Origin of the sequence: Nitrosospira sp. Nsp2, assembly GCF_003050965.1 — a bacterium.
Lineage (GTDB): Bacteria > Pseudomonadota > Gammaproteobacteria > Burkholderiales > Nitrosomonadaceae > Nitrosospira.
Window position 1 is genome coordinate 102,775 of record NZ_QAOU01000004.1, and the last position, 16,672, is coordinate 119,446.

Sequence of the window (16,672 nt, forward strand, 5' to 3'; positions counted from 1 at the left end):
CGCGATGGATAAAAATGCAAAAATCTATATCGCGGGTCACCGTGGTCTCGTCGGGTCGGCCCTCCTCCGCAAGCTCTCCGCTGATGGCTACAATAATCTCATCACATACAACCACGTTGAATTAGATCTGACGAAGCAACGCGTTGTCGAGGAATTTTTCGCGCGGGAAACCCCTTCATACGTATTCCTTTCAGCTGCGAAAGTAGGTGGAATTTACGCCAATAACACATACCCGGCAGAATTTATTCGCGATAACCTTGCCATTCAGACGAATGTGCTTCACGAAGCTTATCGCAGCGGTGTAAAACGACTGATGTTTCTAGGTTCAAGTTGTATTTATCCCAGGCTGGCTCCGCAGCCGATGAAGGAAGAATATCTCCTCAGCGGTCCGCTGGAATCGACCAACCGCCCCTATGCGATTGCCAAAATTGCTGGTATTGAAATGTGTTGGAGCTACAATCGGCAATACCGCACAAAGTACTTGGGGGCCATGCCGACGAATCTTTTCGGCCCCGGTGATAATTACGATCTCAATAATAGTCACGTTATTCCTGCCTTAATACGCAAGTTTCATGAGGCGAAGATGGCGGGGAATTCTCCTGTGACTATCTGGGGTACCGGTACCCCCCGACGGGAGTTCCTGTATAGCGAAGATATGGCGGATGCCTGTATCTACCTCATGAACCTTCCCGAGGAGCGATTCGATTCCCTGCTGGGAAGTGATGAGGCGGCGACTGGGGTGTTCATGCCCCCTCTCATCAATATCGGAGTGGGCACGGACCAGACAATCCGTGAGCTGGCGGAATCCATTAAAAAGGTGGTTGGTTGCACGAGCGCCATAGTTTACGACAGCTCCAAGCCGGACGGAACTCCGCGCAAGCTAATGGACGTTTCCCGACTGAATGCGTTGGGTTGGCGCGCTCAAACTTCCTTGGAAGCGGGGTTGGTCAATGCTTACCAGGATTTTCGTGGTAAGTATTCCTGAGCCTATCTCCATTTGACACAGGTCGGTTCGCCCACATCGGATCGGATTGGTAAGATAACTATGCATCTGCGCTATCGGTCCAATACGTAAAATGAACTCATCTTTCAGCCCAGCAGGACGGAGTGGACCTGTTGCTGTCGTGCTGGCAGCCGGGGTATTAGCCATCTTCTTTGGCCTGGTTTCGGTTACGGCCAACCCGACTCTTATCAGTGTTGCCGTTGCCCTGTTCGTAGGGGTATTTTTGATTGCACGGCCAGCGTGGATTGTCTGGCTGGTGTTGTCGCTTGGTTTGCTTGTGACTGGCCTCCTTCCTCTTTTTAGCGAGGAAGGAATCGTTACAAAAGCTTCCTGGGGCGTCTCGATTCTGTGTTTTTTCCTCATGATGGTGGCATTCTTTACGGCCATCACGTCGCCGGGCGCCCGACGTAATACTCCGGCCTTCGTCTGGCTCGCTCTATGTTTTCTCGTTTATTCAGTCCTCGTGTCTTTTATCCAGTGGTACTCCATAGGGGAGTTTTCCGGTGGCTTCAAGCGCTATTTTCAGATGTGGGGCCTCCTGTTCGCCTTGTGCTGGTTTCCCTTCATTGAACGGGACGTCCGGCGGTGGCGCGTATTTCTTCTGATCGTTGCGCTGCTGCAGTTGCCCGCTGCGCTTTACGAACTCATCGCTCTCGTCCCCCTGCGGGAGGGATTACGTAATATTGTGCCACTCGATGTTGTTGCAGGTACCTTCGGTGCAATGCGTTACGGTGGTGGCGCCAGCGGGGAAATGGCCACTTTCCTTATCATCGTGCTGGCATTCCTGCTCGCACAGCAAATGGAGAAGACGCTGCCCCCCCGTCGCATAACGCTGCTCGCGCTGCTGGTACTAACGCCGCTGTTTTTGGGGGAGACGAAGGCTGTAGTGGTTCTGCTTCCAATAATGTTTTTGGTTCTCTACCGTCGCGAAATGATCGCCCGCCCTCTTTATGGGCTGGCTGGTCTTGTTGTTGGTGTGCTGCTTACCGCAGCTGCAGGTTTATTTTACGTGAGTTTGTCGGAAAGACACCTGGACGACCAGATTCAGGATTACCTCGACTACAATATTTATGACAAGGGCTATGGCCAGTATCACCTTAATCGAACCACAGTAATAACCTTTTGGGCCAAGCAACAGGGTACGCATGATCCAATTTCATTTGTGCTCGGAAACGGCCTGGGCAGTGCGCATAATCAGGCTGGTGGACACGTGGCGATGCGATACCCAAATCACGGAATCGGGTTGACGACCGCTTCGAGCCTGCTTTGGGACGTGGGTATTTTCGGGGTTGGTCTGTTCGTTGCTATTTTTGTCTCGGCCTGGAGAACCGCGGTCGGGTTGCAGCAGAAACTCGCGGACCCGACGATGCGGGCCGATGTTGCAGCGATTCAGGCAGCGCTGGCGCTATTCGCCGTTTATCTTTTCTTTCGTTCATCGCTGCTCGAAAATCTGAGTTTTCAGATCGTGTTTGTCGTCTTGCTCGGTTATCTCGCGCGGTTACATCGTACGCATGGTGTTCTCCCCGACAAAAGCCGCTGATGGGTGTCTCGCCATATTCCAGGGCAGCGCTGTCGCGCAGCGCTACGCACTTCCTTGCCGGAAAGGCGGTTTCCGCTCTGCTTACTGTAATTCTCTTGCTCTGGCTGGTGCGGTTGCTCTCGACCGAGGAATATGGCGCTTACGTTGCGTTCGTGAGCGCAATGGAACTTATGCTCGCCATTACCTCCCTAGGTCTGCCTTGGGTGGCGGCACGGTACCTGCCTGAGTTTCGGCTATATGCCAGCGGTAACAAACTGAGCCAATTCGTGTGGCAGCTAGTTGGCCGCCTCGTCGCCTTTTTGGTAGCGGGATCTCTGTTGCTCTTTGCGGTGATGCCATGGGCACTGGAATCTCTCGAACTTATGCAACATACCGCTGCCGCAAGGTTATACCTTTTGGTGGTGATCATGGAGGGCACGGGCCGGAATATAAGGGACCACATTCTCGGCCCCTTGCTACAGCAGGGATCTGCGCAAATCAGTTTAGTCGCCCGCAACTTGGTCATGCTACTTCTTATAAGTATAACGGTACTCCAGGGTCCAGTGTACTTGCACGCTGTGGTACTGATCGAAATAGCGGCATCGCTATTCGGCATCTTCGTGGCGATCCGCGCATTGACCCGATACCTGCACGCACACCGCGACTTGCCGGGTAAGAACGACTGGCAGCCGGACATTTGGCGTGAAAGGTGGCGTATCGCGTTCTATATGTATTTCAATCATCTCGTTACGATGACCTATAGCCCGCAGGCTTTCGTGTTTCTGATTCAACGTTATATCGGTATAGAGGCTACCGCATTATTCGGCTTCTTACGCAGCCTATATACGCAGATTGCCAATTATTTGCCCGCTTCACTGCTATTCAGCCTGATTCGGCCAAAATTAATCGCCTCTTACGTGGGCGAAGGCGGACCTGGCGAGTTGACCCGAAACGCTAATCTTGCGGGCAAACTGAGTCTGTTCGCGCTGATGCCCGTCCTGGTATTCGTCGGGTTGGTAAACGATGAACTGTTGAGTCTACTAAGTGGTGGCAAGTTTGTCAGCGGTGGATATTACTTGGCAGGGCTGCTGTTAACCCTCATTCCCTTTAGTCAGCGGCACATTGTTGAAACAGTGGCGGTCGCCAACAACATGAGTTCGCTCTGCCTCTGGGGAAGCGCACTGGGAGTTTTATCGCTGCCGCTGGCCTATGTGCTCGTCGAGTCGGGCCTGGGCCTCTGGGGACCGATCGTCGCCATGTTAGTCGGCCAGCTCATTTTCAACACGGTACTTATCGGCGCGTTGGTTCGAACCACGGCATATCGGCCCGATATGCCAGGATTCATTAAGCTCTCCGCCTCAGCTTTGTTGTCATTCCTTGTGATACAACAAATGAGTATGCAGAACGCATTGCCAATGCACGGATTACTGAAGCTGCTCCTTTACGCCGCGCTGGGCTGCGGCCTTTATCTGCTCGTGTCATATTTCCTCAAGCCTTTTAATGGAGACGAGCGGGCCAGACTGAACCGATTGCTTAGACGTAACATATTCATTTGGTAGCAGTAAACCAACGGTTTGATTGTATGGCTACCGCCTTTGATTCAAACCTTATCTTGTCTCTTATCGACCCGAGGCAGGGTTGAACTTAAAGTGCTTTTAAGGTCCGGTCCAACTTCAAGAGTGAAAGTTGAATAAAAATGCATCATGGTATTTCGCAATCATTCACCCACCAGCCAGCTGATCGCATTGGACCTCCCGCAATAAGCGTCTGTGTATGTACCTACCAGCGACCTCACTTGCTGGCACTGCTTCTAAATAGTCTTGCACAACAAAGCTTCCGCGGGCTTTTCGAAATAATCGTTGTGGATAACGATCCTAACGGCAGTGCGTCCGATATTATCGACAGGGCGAAACAGCAGCATCCTGCTTTCAGCATCCGCTATACAGTGGAGCCGAAAAAAGGGATTTCGTTTGCGCGCAACACCGCAGCATCGCTTGCTACCGGAGATTTTGTCGCATGGATCGATGATGACGAAACCGCTACGAAGGATTGGCTCGACTTACTTTGGAAAACTCGGTTGCTAGAGGATGCAGACGCTGTTTTTGGTCCGGTGGTACCCGCTTTTCCCGAAGGTTCCCAATCCTGGGCCAGACGCAGCGGGCTTTATGATCGTCCGCGGCACGTGACCGGGACGGCCATCGACGCCCGGGAGGCCAGGACTGGCAATGCTCTTGTAAAAGCAAGCTGGTTCCAGCTTCTTGCGCCGCCTTTCGACACGAGGTTGGCAAATACCGGCGGCGAGGATTACGATTTTTTTGCCCGGATGCAGGATCGGGGAGCGAAATTTCAATGGTGTGACGAAGCAGTAGCGTATGAAGTAGTTCCATTCGAACGACAGCAGCCGAAATGGATGTTGGAACGGCGGCTTCGTGGGTCGGTGAATTACTGGCGGGCCCATCCGTCATCCGTAGCCGTAAAGGCTGTCAGAGCATTGATGGGAGGAGGCGTATTTATTATTTGTGGCCTTGCTGGCATTGCCGCAACTCCTTTCGGTCTCCATCGTGCAGTGAGACTGTGGTGGCGCGCGATGGGCGGCCTGGGCAGGGTGGTAGCGCTGACCAAATTTACCTGGAGAGGTTATTGAGTGCGTCGAACGAGAGATACGGTCGAGCCGGATAACTCATTCTGCCTCAACGAGCGCGTATTCGGTCTACTATTAAAGGGGAATATCGTCGGCGAGCAGAATTGCCAGCACTGGCCGCTCAAGATCGACGCAGCTAATTCCCGACAGTTGCAATTTGTTTAGATCAAAGGCCTAACTAACAGGGGGGCTAAACGATGAAGCCGGTTATCGCAATGGGACTATTCACAGTTGTAATTTCATGTTTATCCAGCGCAAGCGTAAGCGCCCAATCAGATGCAATCGCAAAAGAATTTTTTGGTCTCCATATTCACCGAGCAGATCGGGGCACGGCATGGCCGGAAGTTCCATTTGGGAGTTGGAGGCTTTGGGATGCGAACGTAACCTGGGCCGAACTTGAACCATCCCGGGGGAAATGGAATTTCTCTCGGCTTGATAAGTATATTGCGATGGCCGAAATGCGGGGCGTCGATATTTTACTACCTTTGGCTAACACGCCGGGATGGGCCGCTGCTCGCCCGAGCGAAGCCAGCGCCTATAGTCCCGGCAATGCCAGTGAACCTGCCACGATGGACGATTGGCGCCGTTATGTCAGGGCAGTGGGGGAGCGATATAAAGGACGCATCCGAAACTATGAAATCTGGAACGAACCGAACCTCAGGCCACATTTCACCGGAAGCATGGATAAACTTGTCGACCTGACTTGTGAAGCCTTCAAGATATTGAAATCCATCGATAAGTCGAATAAAGTTGTGTCGCCGGCGGCATCCACCGGGACGAAGGATCATATTGAACACCTCGACCGCTTTCTTGCCTCTGGAGGGAAAAAGTGTATTGATGTGGTAGCTCATCATTTTTACGTGACCCAATCGGGACCCGAGGCAATGGTTCCCATCATTCGTGACGTGCGTCGTGTGATGAATAAGAATGGCGTAAGCGAAAAGCCGCTGTGGAATACGGAAACGGGTTGGCGATTCGATAGTAAAGATGGTTCCTCGGATCATCCAATGGTAAGGGGTTACAAGAAGATCACAGCGGACGACACGAACTTTGTGCTCAAAGCATTCGCATTGTCCAAAGCTGAAGGGGTTGATCGTTTTTATTGGTACGCATGGGATAATAAATCCGCTCTTGGCTTCATCGATCCTCACTCTGGAAGTCCCAAGCCTATTGTCCAGCAGTGGCGCAACGCATATGATCGCCTGCTCGGCGCATCACAGGTGCGCTGCTCCCAGAATCAGAATAATTGGATTTGCACTTTTGTTAAAAAAGACGGCGTGAAAGATGAAGTATCCTGGTCTGCTAAGTAGAAGGCACGTTATTCGAGATAAGAGTAACCGTCAGATAATATTCGACAACGCCCTTTATTCCGTAAGTCGCTTGCCTGGAGAGAATTATCCAAAGAGCGGATTCCGGGAAAAACCGGGCAAGCGCGCGCCGAAGCTCTGCCAGCATTTGCATAGCCAACGTTTCTGCGGTCGACTTCGTTGATGGAAAACCGACGCACAATTCTCGTCCTGGGAACGCCCATTGACGTGTTGGAGTGGGAATCAGCGATCGTGCGGATCAACGGATGGGCGCAGGCTAACGAAAGCCGTTACGTATGCATTTGTAACGTTCACTCAGTTGTAACCACCAGGTACGATCCTATTTTCGGGCAGGTGGTGAATGACGCAGATATGGCGACCCCAGATGGCGAGCCCGTCGCATGGATGTTGCGGCGTTTCGGTGTTCCCCTGCAAAGACGGATTAACGGTCCCGATTTAATGTGGCGATATTGCGCCGAAGCGGCAACCCGGGGTGAATCAATTTATCTTTACGGCAGTACCCCCGAGACTCTTCAAATCCTGGAGCATCGACTCGCGAAGACTTTTCCCGGCTTGCGTGTTGCTGGAAGCTGGTCTCCACCATTTCGTGCGCTGACAGAGGAAGAAGATGAAGCTGATGTGACCCGTATCAACGCATCGGGCGCGGGCACCGTATGGGTGAGCCTTGGTTGTCCGAAACAGGAAAAATGGATGGCGGCACATCGGGGTCGTATTAACGCTGTGATGATTGGCGTGGGCGCCGCTTTTGACTATCATGCGGGAACCACCCCACGTGCGCCATCATGGATGCAACGAAGTGGCCTGGAATGGCTCTACCGTTTGCTCAGCGAGCCACGTCGCCTGTGGAAACGTTATTTCGTGACGAATACTCTTTTTATTTTCCTGGCAACTCGCCAGTTGCTTTTTCGCCGCCGTTAAGCCGCCGTGGTTTCCCCTTTTTATCATGCAATTTGCGAATCGAGCGGCGCCATAACAGGCGCCGCCCCTTATTAAGTTGTGCTCATCCTGGTGATTGTCCCAGCGCGCAGCCCGCAGCATCTGTAATCTCACCTGCGGATGTTTGGGAGCATTTGTCCTGGATATCAGCAACCCCATCTGCATCGCTATCAACAAGGGATGGGTCTCGCGTGAAAAAGATCTCGGTGCCAAGTGGAGGTAGATTAACAGGCCAGGAAACGGGCTGCTGATCCGAGAACCTCACGTAATTCGCGCATGCCTCCGGTGCGCTAACCTCATCGGGGCACGAGATGTCATCTGCATTCCTGCCTGGGTTGCTAATGCGCCGGAGGCTCAGCGCTGATTCCAGCGCCGCGATCGGAACAATTTCGAGGTTTGCGATATATAGTGATTTTCCTGCGGGAATTTTTTGAAAATCCACGCGCGCACCCCGTTCGCCCGTCATGGGGTCCCCTGCCGTAATAGATTTAGTAGTTTTAAAGGTGAAGCTGTATCGTTTCCATCCGCGGCTGCCGGTAAAGGATTGAGGTTTACCCATAAGTGTTTCATATCCGAGGTTGGTGCCCCAGCCATCGCGCCTGATTAGAACTTCGAAGGGTTGTCCGACTTCATCAGTTCTGATATCAAAGGTTACGCGGTACCAGACGTTCCCCTTTATGGAAAAATTTGGGGATGAGAGAAGTCCGTCTGAGGCTCCTTCAGAGCGGTATAAACAAGGACCAACCAAGTCGCAGTTTTGAAAGCTGAGTTTTCCGAGTGGAGCTGTCTGATTCCACGTCGACCAACCAGCATTTCCAGCGACCAGGTTACCGTTGGGCACGATGTTGACGCCGGTGATTTTAGTAGCTGCATAGCCGACGGGATTATGAACTTTCCCACTGGCATCGCGCGCCATATTTGCGATAGCCGACGTGGCCTGCCACTCTTCAAAACGCAACTCTGTGTAAGGCTCGTTTGAGTCACTTTGACCAATGACACGACTGGAGAGAAGCGCAGAATAATGATTGCGTTCAAAGGTCCCGAAGTCGCCTGTCTCCCCTATGCTGCTTTGTTTCATCAAGCCAATAACCGGCGTCGTAGGGATCAGCGTATTATCGTCGATACTGTTCCCATATATATCACCGTTTGCGCGCAAACGCTTCGTTTGTTCCTGCATTAAAATCTGGAACTGACGATTTCCAAAAAGCATATTACTGCTGACATTATTTTTGTATGAGTTGTGTACCTGTATGCCAAACTCCGCCCATGCGACACTGTTACTCTCAATTTTCATGTTAGTGGAGAGATCATCCAGATAGATGCCGACGGAGTGTATCCGAGTATCAATAACCCCGTCAGCATTGCCATAGACCTGTTCAACCAGATTCGAAGCAATTCTTGTGTTGGGGGATCCTACGTTGACGTAAATACCGCCACAATCGTTGAGCAGCAGGCAACTATGTAAAACCGCGTTTTTTTCGATATTGCCATCTGCAAGTGTCCAGATACCATTTCCCCCTGACCGGCTGATACGATTATCCGTTATCGTGGCGGCTGAACCGGCCTGCACAGTTGCCTGAGTCGGCGCGGGGAGGCTCCAGACGCGGTCGCCAATCATTGTGACCGCGCTTTCGCTGATGTCGTTTCCTGTCACACGGAGAGCTTTGGAAGTAAACGAGGATATCGCATCTCCGCCGGTACGCAATATCCGGTTCGTGGTAATGTTAACTTGGCTGGAATTATGGGTGAATATGCCCTGCCCCACCGTGTCCGTTATGCCAACCGACTTTATCGTGATGTTCTTCGCATTGGTCAGGTCAATCCCGAGACCGGTGCGCCGCAAGTTTATTCCTTGGAGGATAATGTTGGAACGATTGGATAGATCGATGCCTTTTTCAAGCACGCTCAGGCGAATTTGCCCGGCGGGATCGTTTCCTTCCGGGGTCCAGATAGAGACGGACGTTTTATTGGCATCGTAGAGCCATTCGCCGGGGGAATCCAAGGTCCCGGTTGCATCAAGAAGAAAGTATCCGTGTCCTTTCCGAATTGGATAGCTTGTCGCTGGCGTGAAGTTAAGCCGGTTACCTGAAATGCTGGTAATGGTTACCTCATCGATTCGCCACGGTGCGGAGCGTATGCGCAGCCGATTCCCTGGCCTCGGCATGACTCCCTGTGGTAACTTCAGGTCAGAATCGATTTCAAGATAGGTGCTTCCGGCGCCGCCGTAAGGAGTGCGCACGGCATTCGCATCTGACGCCGCGACAGCGTAAACAGAATCCGGGCGTTCAGTGTCATGCCCCCGATTGGGGTGATATGCTGGCAGCAAGGGCAGATCGCCGATCCATGCACCCAGGGGAGGCATAAAAGCGGCCTTGAGACTAGTATCTTTGAAGTGAAGCTTTACCCCCTCGGACTGGACCTCAATATCGAGTCGCGCATTGGATATCGTAGACCGAGTGGTAAAGGCAAAGCTGGATTTTTGCCACGAACCGTTTCCAGTTATCCAGTACACAGCAGAAATGGGTTCATAAGGTGCGCTGCCTCGCCTGACCAATACGGCAACTTTGATTCCTTTCGGAATCCTTAGTGTGATTGCGCCGTTATAGGAAACCCCCGCCTCAACGAGAAAGTTGTTGCTGATAGCAATGCTGCCGGGCTTCATACTGGTTGTAAAAGCCGCACAACCAGCCGGAGAGTCAGGGCAGTTATTCTCGTACACAAGTTTCTGGTCTGATGAGGCCGACCACGACGTCCAGCCCTCCACGCCCGCCGCAAGAGTTCCATTTTGAAACTTTTGAACCGGCCAGGAAGAGTTGAAAATAGCATCACCTTCGCGAGCCCATCCGTGTGCGTCGATACGCTGACTGCCCTCAATAGACGGTGGCGTACTGCAGGCAGAGGATGCTGAACGAATAGTAATCGGTAGCTCGGGTGTCCCGGAGCTTTTGAGTCGAAGTGTCTGTATCCATTTGCTCCCGCACTGGAGCTCCACGACGTCCCCTGGGGAAAGCGTCGCAGCCGTCAGACGATTAAGACTTTGCCAAGGACCATCATTACCTGCTGTCTTGGCCCTCATTTTCCCGGACCACATATCGTTGCCGAGCTCGGAGTCGATATAATAAGTTGTCGCATGAGCATACTGATGGGTAGTAGCAAGAATAAAGATAACAATGAGTTTCTTGATAATGTTCATAATGATTTTTTTCGTTCGCGGTATATAAAAGTGTCTTTCAGGGGTAGATGCGATCATTTTTTTGTCCTCATAGCGCTGGCACACGATCGGTGACGAGGTCGTCCTCGTGTCGATGCAAACGCCGGACACGGCATTGCGTTTGGTGTGGAAGTTCGACATGGCCTCATGCCGTTCCCTGCTTTTGAAAAACTTGGGAGCAAATGCCCAAGCTTTTTCAAAACAGTAAAGGCGAGCAAAGTCCGTCCCTCGACGGCGACTTATGAGCCGGGAACGAATAACTGCAAATTGGCGAGCGATGAACAGCCAGAAAAAATGCTGCCCTGAGACAGATTTTGGCGGCTGCTTGTTGGTTTTCACGTTCAGTTCCTCCTCTAGAGCGAGGCCGAACTGCGTGATGACGCAGGCATCGAACGAAACCAGATGGGAAAACGGAACCGCAATCCAACCCATCTAGTTTTGTCGACAAATACCCGGTTACTGCAAGAAGCAGTGAAACGAGTCGCGTTATCTGGCAGTCCTGCCGTCATGGGGCTTACGCCCGGTAGACCGATGACTTTGCGTCCCCCGCTTTCGCGGGGTTTGCCCTTTACAGACTAAAAATACGTTACATCTCTTACGGTATAAATTATGAAAAGTTAACTCTACCAGAACTATACATAATTTTTAAATGTTTGTAGCTTAGAAAAGAGGGAATTCTCGCCTATTTTTTTCTGAGGGGCTCGTTCGCCATATTTCGCTTTTTTAAGCCCGCAATCTCATCAGCTGGTATCAGCAAGTTTAATGAGATGGCGACAGAGATACTTTCTTAGAGAAGCATGACTTATGGTGCTAGCCAATTTTCGAATACAATGTGCTAGTAACTTCCAATTAAAAGAGCGCATCGGCACATCGGCAGCCTTACCGAGGCCTCGCCGAAGCGGTTCGTTCGCCACCGTAGTGGCGGACGGTATTGGATTGCGTCAAGCAAATACTCTAACGCTGATATAGTTTTTGCGGGATAGCGTTATAAAAATCTCACCTAGTGGTGCCGGGCAATCTAATATCAAAAAGGTATGCATCCTTCAAAGTCTCACCACTCTCCGGTAAGCTCAACACCACGCTTTCCGCCCGACCTGTCTCTGTTTTCCGATCTGATTCCCCCTTTCTCGCTCCCATAAAGGGGCTCACCAACGTGATAAGCACATATGTCAATCATGAATGAGCGTACTCGCTACCGCGCATTAATTGTTCAGCGCCGCTTGACGCATTATCGGGTTGCTTTTTTTGAAGCACTTCGTAAAGAACTCAGCGAAAGAGACTGTGAATTAAAGCTTGTCTATGGACAGCCTGCACCGAGTGAAGGTGGTAAAGACGATTCGGGAACATTGTCTTGGGGAGAAGGCCTCGAAACGCGCTATTTTTTTGGTGAGAGAATCTGTTGGCAGCCTTTCGGACACAAACTGGCAGAAGTTGACATTGCCGTGCTCAGCTCAGAAAACAAGCTTATCTATAACTTGATTGCCCAATATCTTTATAAACGCCAACGCCTCGCCCTCTGGGGCCACGGGGGTAATCTTCAAGCTGACGCAAATAGTCTTCGGGAGAGATATAAACGTGTTGCCACGAAAAGAGCGGACTGGTGGTTCGGTTATACGAACATTAGCGTGCCATTAATCGAGCAGAGCGGCTTTCCGCGGGAGCGCATCACGGTGTTGGACAACGCTATTGATACCGTCGAGCTTTCGAATATGGTCGGAGGGGTGAAGCAGGAAGCATTGAGGCAGCTGCGGGAAGAGTTGGGATTGAAAAGCGAAAATGTTGGTATATATATCGGTTCGTTTTACGCGGAAAAACGAATCCAATTTATGCTGGACGCAGTAGCTAGAATTCATCATCGCATGCCGGATTTCGAGTTTTTGATAGTAGGCTCAGGATCGGAAAAACATTTAGTCGACCAATTTTGTGCGAAGCATACGTGGGCAAAGTATCTTGGGGTGCGCAAGGGACAAGCCAAAGCAGATGTGCTGGCGTTAGCAAAAGTAATGATCAATCCCGGCGTCGTTGGCTTAAATATCCTTGACTCCTTTGTCGCAGGTGTTCCAATGATAACAACAAGTTGTAGGGGGCACGGTCCGGAAATAGCCTATTTGACTAATGGCGAAAACGGATTGATGACGACGACCTCCTTGGATGATTACGTAGAGGCCGTGTCCAAGCTTCTGGCGGATGAGTCGGCGATCGAATTGCTGACGATCGGCTGCAAAACGAGCGCTCAAAAATATACGGTAGGGAATATGGCACGCAAGTTTGCAGATGGTGTTTTGCGCTGCCTGGAATTACCCACTCTGAGAGGACGATGAGAATGAAGGAACGCATACTCATCGTCCATAATGCCTACAAGCATCGGGGAGGAGAAGACGCCGTTGTTGAGTCTGAAGTCCCGCTATTGCGTTCACATGGCCATATAGTGGAGGTTTACTCTCGCACCAACGACGAAATTACCGACATCCCGTCAATATCGCTTGCGCGGCAAGTGCTCTGGTCAACGCGGACAACACGCGATCTAGCTGGACTGATTGTACAGTTCCGTCCCGATGTCATCCATGCACACAACACCTTTCCCCTGATTTCGCCTTCTCTTTACTGGGCCGCCGCCCGAGCCAAAGTGCCGATCGTGCAGACCCTACACAACTTTCGACTTATCTGCCTAAATGCAGTGTTTCTGCGCGAAGGGAGTGCATGTGAGGACTGTTTGGGCCGCTTACCATGGCGCGGAGTGGCACACGCATGCTTCCGAGGCTCGCGGGCGGCCTCTGCGATGACGACAGGAATGCTGGCACTGCATCGCGGATTGGGTACGTACCGCACCAAGGTAACGCGTTACATTGTGCTAAACGAATTCTGCCGTAAGAAGTTCATCGAAGGTGGATTACCGGAAGATCGCGTCATAGTGAAACCAAATTTTGTAAATTTTCCACCGCCACTCCCCATGCCCCGCCAAGGACTACTGTTCGTTGGGCGCTTGTCGGTAGAAAAAGGGGTGAAAACGTTAGCTAGCGCAGCAGCTTTACTGTCAGAAGTCGATTTGCGTGTCGCTGGTGAGGGCCCCGAAGCTTCAGAATTACGAAGAGTGGAAGGTATTAGACTTTTAGGTCATCTGTCGCCGTCAGATGTGCACCACGAGATGAGCTGTGCCGCGGTACTAGTAGTGCCGAGCATGTCTGAGACCTTTGGCTTGGTTATTCTGGAGGCTTTTGCCACTGGAACCCCGGTTATTGCAAGTCGTATCGAGCCATTTGCCGAACTTGTAGAGAATGGCGAGACCGGCTTGTTATTCGAGCCCGGGAACCCGGTCGACCTGGCTGATAAGATAATGTGGGCGCTGGCACACCCGGAACAGATGATCGCAATGGGTCGGAGGGCTCGCCTTTGCTACGAAGCGCGCTATACTGCCAGTCGTAATTATGAGCGGCTTGTCACCATTTATCGTGATGCGATTGATGAGGTAAAAAAAGCAGCGCATGAATAGTCCGTCTGATAATTTCCGTACATCCTTTAAAGGTCAATCTTCTCAAGCACTGCAAGTGACTGGATTTAATTTGGGAACAGTATCCGCTTCAGGATGGGTAGTAGGAGGTTATCTCAACTAATATTCGATCTCGCTCTAATCTCGAATGGGCCTTTTAAGCCTGTGATGGAGAGCTAAGCAGGTCAGTGGCGGGTATTTTTGGTATTAGTGATATTTGCAACTTTAAAGACATGAGATTGAAACAGGCAAAAATATATCTGATCGCGGGAGCCCGGCCGAATTTCATGAAAATCGCCCCCATCGTACGGGCGCTGCACGCCCATGGCGGCTTTACCTACAGTATCATTCACACGGGTCAACATTACGACCGCGAAATGAATGATGTATTTTTTGAGGAATTGGGCATTCCCGCGCCGGATACCTTTATGGGCGCCGGCGGCGGTAGCCATTCTCAGCAGACCGCCAAAATCATGGTTGCTTTCGAGGAGTTGTGCCAGCGCGATCGGCCCGATGCTGTGGTTGTGGTGGGGGATGTGAATTCTACGTTAGCGTGCGCAATTGTTGCGAAAAAGGCAAATCTTACAGTGGCACACGTCGAAGCCGGGTTGCGTAGCGGCGACATGACCATGCCTGAAGAGATTAATCGTTTGGTTACCGATAGCATCTCTGATTTATTTTTTGTTACAGAACCGAGTGGGGTTGCGCACCTGAAACGCGAGGGCAAGCGAGACGTCGCGATTCACCATGTGGGGCACGTGATGGTGGATAATTTACTGTATCAGGCAAAGAAGTTGGAGCAGGAAGATACTGCCGCGTTTGACACATCCGGTTTCAAAATCGCCACCATGGCGGATGGCGGACGTTATGGAGTAGTTACCTTGCATCGCCCCAGCAACGTGGATACGGCGTATACGATGACGAAGATATGCGAAGGATTGAAGGAGATTTCGGCTGAGTTACCGTTGATATTTCCGGTACACCCGCGTACGCGAGGAAATCTTGAAAAATTTGGAATCGATCTCGGGCCGAACATCACCCTGGTGGGGCCGCAGGCCTACATGGCGTTTCTCAATCTATGGAAGGATGCCGCTGTCGTGTTAACCGACAGCGGCGGTCTGCAGGAAGAAACCACCGCGCTCGGGGTACCATGTATTACTGTTCGTCAGAACACAGAGCGCCCGGTGACGATAGATGAAGGTTCCAATGTGCTGGCGGGTACTGATCCGGCCCGTATCGTTGCCGAGGTGCGCAAGGTGCTGCGCGGCGAAGGCAAGCAAGGACGTCGCCCGCATCTGTGGGACGGAAAAGCAGCCGAGCGGATTGTGGGGATTCTAGCGAGGGAACTGGGCGTTGACGAAGCCCAGCATTGAATCCTTGGGCGCGTTTTAAAAAAGATGAGATGTGATCGATGAAATCGAGAATAACTATTGGGGTGGAACTTAATTCGCCTCTATGCTCAAATTGGTATCCCTGAGATCTTCATAGCGTATGACCACTATTCTCGTGACGGGCGGAGCGGGCTACATCGGTTCGCATACCTGCGTCGAATTGCTGAACGCGGGTTTTGAAGTTGTCGTTTTCGACAACCTTTGTAATAGTCGTCCCGAGGCCCTGGCGCGGGTGCAGCGGATTACCGGCAAACAGCTCCGCTTGATAAAGGGCGATTGCCGCGATCGCGTTGCGCTGTCTACAGCGCTGCGCGACAGCAGGGCAACATCGGTTATACACTTCGCCGGCCTCAAAGCCGTGGGAGAGTCTGTTACGCAGCCTCTGACTTATTATGATAATAACGTCGTCGGCACACTCCGGCTCCTTGAAGCGATGGGAGACCAAGGAGTGCAAAAACTGGTCTTCAGTTCCTCCGCAACCGTTTATGGTGATCCACAGCGGCTCCCCCTGACTGAGGACCATCCTCTTTCCGCCACCAATCCCTATGGACGAAGCAAATTGATGGTGGAGGAGATTTTACGCGATCTATACCGAAGCGACTCTTCCTGGCGGTTGGCGATACTCCGTTATTTCAACCCGGTGGGGGCACATGCCAGCGGCTTGATCGGAGAGGATCCGCTCGGTACACCCGATAATCTGATGCCATTCGTTGCGCAAGTGGCGGTAGGTCGACGGGATGCCCTAAACGTGTGGGGCAACGATTATCCAACCCCGGATGGAACCGGAGTGCGCGATTACATCCATGTGGTCGATCTGGCCTTGGGCCATCTCAAAGCCTTGCAAGCGCTGGACGCGACGACTGACTCGACCGGGCAACAGTCGACCGGCTGTTTCACTGTAAATCTTGGCACGGGTACGGGTTATAGCGTCCTGGATATGGTGCATGCTTTCGAAAAGGCAAGCGGCAGGCGCGTCCCTTACAGGATTGCTCCGCGCCGCTCTGGTGATATTGCTTCTTGCTACGCGGACCCTAAACTTGCGCATGATTTGCTGGGCTGGCGCGCGGAACGCGGCCTTGAACAAATGTGCGCCGACGCGTGGCGCTGGCAAAGTGCAAATCCTAACGGGTATGAAGACTGAGATAAAAAATGCGAT

At 51.8% G+C, this 16,672-nt stretch carries 11 protein-coding genes and 1 riboswitch; of the genes, 10 read left to right on the forward strand and 1 reads right to left on the reverse strand.

From position 1 onward, the window contains the following. The first annotated feature begins 4 nt into the window (after positions 1–4). The 6 genes from C8R31_RS10355 (at position 5) to C8R31_RS10380 (ending at position 7,409) form a co-directional block, all read left to right on the forward strand. On the forward strand, positions 5–985 hold the full coding sequence (locus tag C8R31_RS10355; RefSeq protein ID WP_107694167.1) for a GDP-L-fucose synthase: 981 nt from the start codon (positions 5–7) through the stop codon (positions 983–985). A gap of 91 nt (positions 986–1,076) precedes the next feature. Beyond that, positions 1,077–2,543, forward strand: coding sequence for a hypothetical protein (locus C8R31_RS10360; protein WP_146164584.1), 1,467 nt, complete (start codon positions 1,077–1,079; stop codon positions 2,541–2,543). After that, positions 2,543–4,081, forward strand: coding sequence for a lipopolysaccharide biosynthesis protein (locus C8R31_RS10365; RefSeq protein WP_107693994.1), 1,539 nt, complete (start codon positions 2,543–2,545; stop codon positions 4,079–4,081). The genes C8R31_RS10360 and C8R31_RS10365 overlap by 1 nt, the downstream gene beginning before the upstream one ends. A 137-nt stretch (positions 4,082–4,218) precedes the next feature. Then, entirely contained in the window at positions 4,219–5,166 is a 948-nt protein-coding gene (locus C8R31_RS10370; protein ID WP_107693995.1) for a glycosyltransferase family 2 protein, read from the forward strand. Between the two features lie 194 nt (positions 5,167–5,360). Beyond that, positions 5,361–6,473 (forward strand): glycosyl hydrolase, encoded by a 1,113-nt coding sequence (locus C8R31_RS10375; RefSeq protein WP_107693996.1) that lies wholly within the window; start codon positions 5,361–5,363, stop codon positions 6,471–6,473. A gap of 180 nt (positions 6,474–6,653) precedes the next feature. Further along, entirely contained in the window at positions 6,654–7,409 is a 756-nt protein-coding gene (locus tag C8R31_RS10380; protein WP_107693997.1) for a WecB/TagA/CpsF family glycosyltransferase, read from the forward strand. A gap of 82 nt (positions 7,410–7,491) precedes the next feature. On the opposite strand, the gene C8R31_RS10385 is transcribed toward C8R31_RS10380, so the two are convergent. Then, on the reverse strand, positions 7,492–11,070 hold the full coding sequence (locus tag C8R31_RS10385; RefSeq protein WP_107693998.1) for a right-handed parallel beta-helix repeat-containing protein: 3,579 nt from the start codon (positions 11,068–11,070) through the stop codon (positions 7,492–7,494). A gap of 57 nt (positions 11,071–11,127) precedes the next feature. After that, a riboswitch (cyclic di-GMP riboswitch) is annotated at positions 11,128–11,214 on the reverse strand. A 599-nt stretch (positions 11,215–11,813) separates the two neighbouring features. On the opposite strand from C8R31_RS10385, the gene C8R31_RS10390 reads away from it, so the two are divergent. The 4 genes from C8R31_RS10390 to galE all read left to right on the forward strand — a co-directional run bounded on the left by C8R31_RS10390 (position 11,814) and on the right by galE (position 16,657). Then, entirely contained in the window at positions 11,814–12,959 is a 1,146-nt protein-coding gene (locus C8R31_RS10390; RefSeq protein ID WP_181320550.1) for a glycosyltransferase family 4 protein, read from the forward strand. A 2-nt stretch (positions 12,960–12,961) separates the two neighbouring features. Next, positions 12,962–14,128, forward strand: coding sequence for a glycosyltransferase family 4 protein (locus tag C8R31_RS10395; protein WP_107694000.1), 1,167 nt, complete (start codon positions 12,962–12,964; stop codon positions 14,126–14,128). 230 nt (positions 14,129–14,358) lie between these two features. Continuing rightward, positions 14,359–15,498, forward strand: coding sequence for a non-hydrolyzing UDP-N-acetylglucosamine 2-epimerase (gene wecB, locus C8R31_RS10400; RefSeq protein WP_107694168.1), 1,140 nt, complete (start codon positions 14,359–14,361; stop codon positions 15,496–15,498). A 118-nt stretch (positions 15,499–15,616) separates the two neighbouring features. Next, on the forward strand, positions 15,617–16,657 hold the full coding sequence (galE, locus tag C8R31_RS10405; RefSeq protein WP_107694001.1) for a UDP-glucose 4-epimerase GalE: 1,041 nt from the start codon (positions 15,617–15,619) through the stop codon (positions 16,655–16,657). The last annotated feature ends 15 nt before the right edge of the window (positions 16,658–16,672 follow it).

Excerpts from the sequence above, each read along its gene's own strand:
- C8R31_RS10355 (WP_107694167.1), top strand. The coding sequence starts at position 5 with ATGGATAAAAATGCAAAAATCTATATCGCGGGTCACCGTGGTCTCGTC.
- C8R31_RS10360 (WP_146164584.1), top strand. The coding sequence starts at position 1,077 with ATGAACTCATCTTTCAGCCCAGCAGGACGGAGTGGACCTGTTGCTGTC.
- C8R31_RS10365 (WP_107693994.1), top strand. The coding sequence starts at position 2,543 with ATGGGTGTCTCGCCATATTCCAGGGCAGCGCTGTCGCGCAGCGCTACG.
- C8R31_RS10370 (WP_107693995.1), top strand. The coding sequence starts at position 4,219 with ATGCATCATGGTATTTCGCAATCATTCACCCACCAGCCAGCTGATCGC.
- C8R31_RS10375 (WP_107693996.1), top strand. The coding sequence starts at position 5,361 with ATGAAGCCGGTTATCGCAATGGGACTATTCACAGTTGTAATTTCATGT.
- C8R31_RS10380 (WP_107693997.1), top strand. The coding sequence starts at position 6,654 with ATGGAAAACCGACGCACAATTCTCGTCCTGGGAACGCCCATTGACGTG.
- C8R31_RS10385 (WP_107693998.1), bottom strand. The coding sequence starts at position 11,070 with ATGGGTTGGATTGCGGTTCCGTTTTCCCATCTGGTTTCGTTCGATGCC.
- C8R31_RS10390 (WP_181320550.1), top strand. The coding sequence starts at position 11,814 with ATGAATGAGCGTACTCGCTACCGCGCATTAATTGTTCAGCGCCGCTTG.
- C8R31_RS10395 (WP_107694000.1), top strand. The coding sequence starts at position 12,962 with ATGAAGGAACGCATACTCATCGTCCATAATGCCTACAAGCATCGGGGA.
- wecB (WP_107694168.1), top strand. The coding sequence starts at position 14,359 with ATGAGATTGAAACAGGCAAAAATATATCTGATCGCGGGAGCCCGGCCG.
- galE (WP_107694001.1), top strand. The coding sequence starts at position 15,617 with ATGACCACTATTCTCGTGACGGGCGGAGCGGGCTACATCGGTTCGCAT.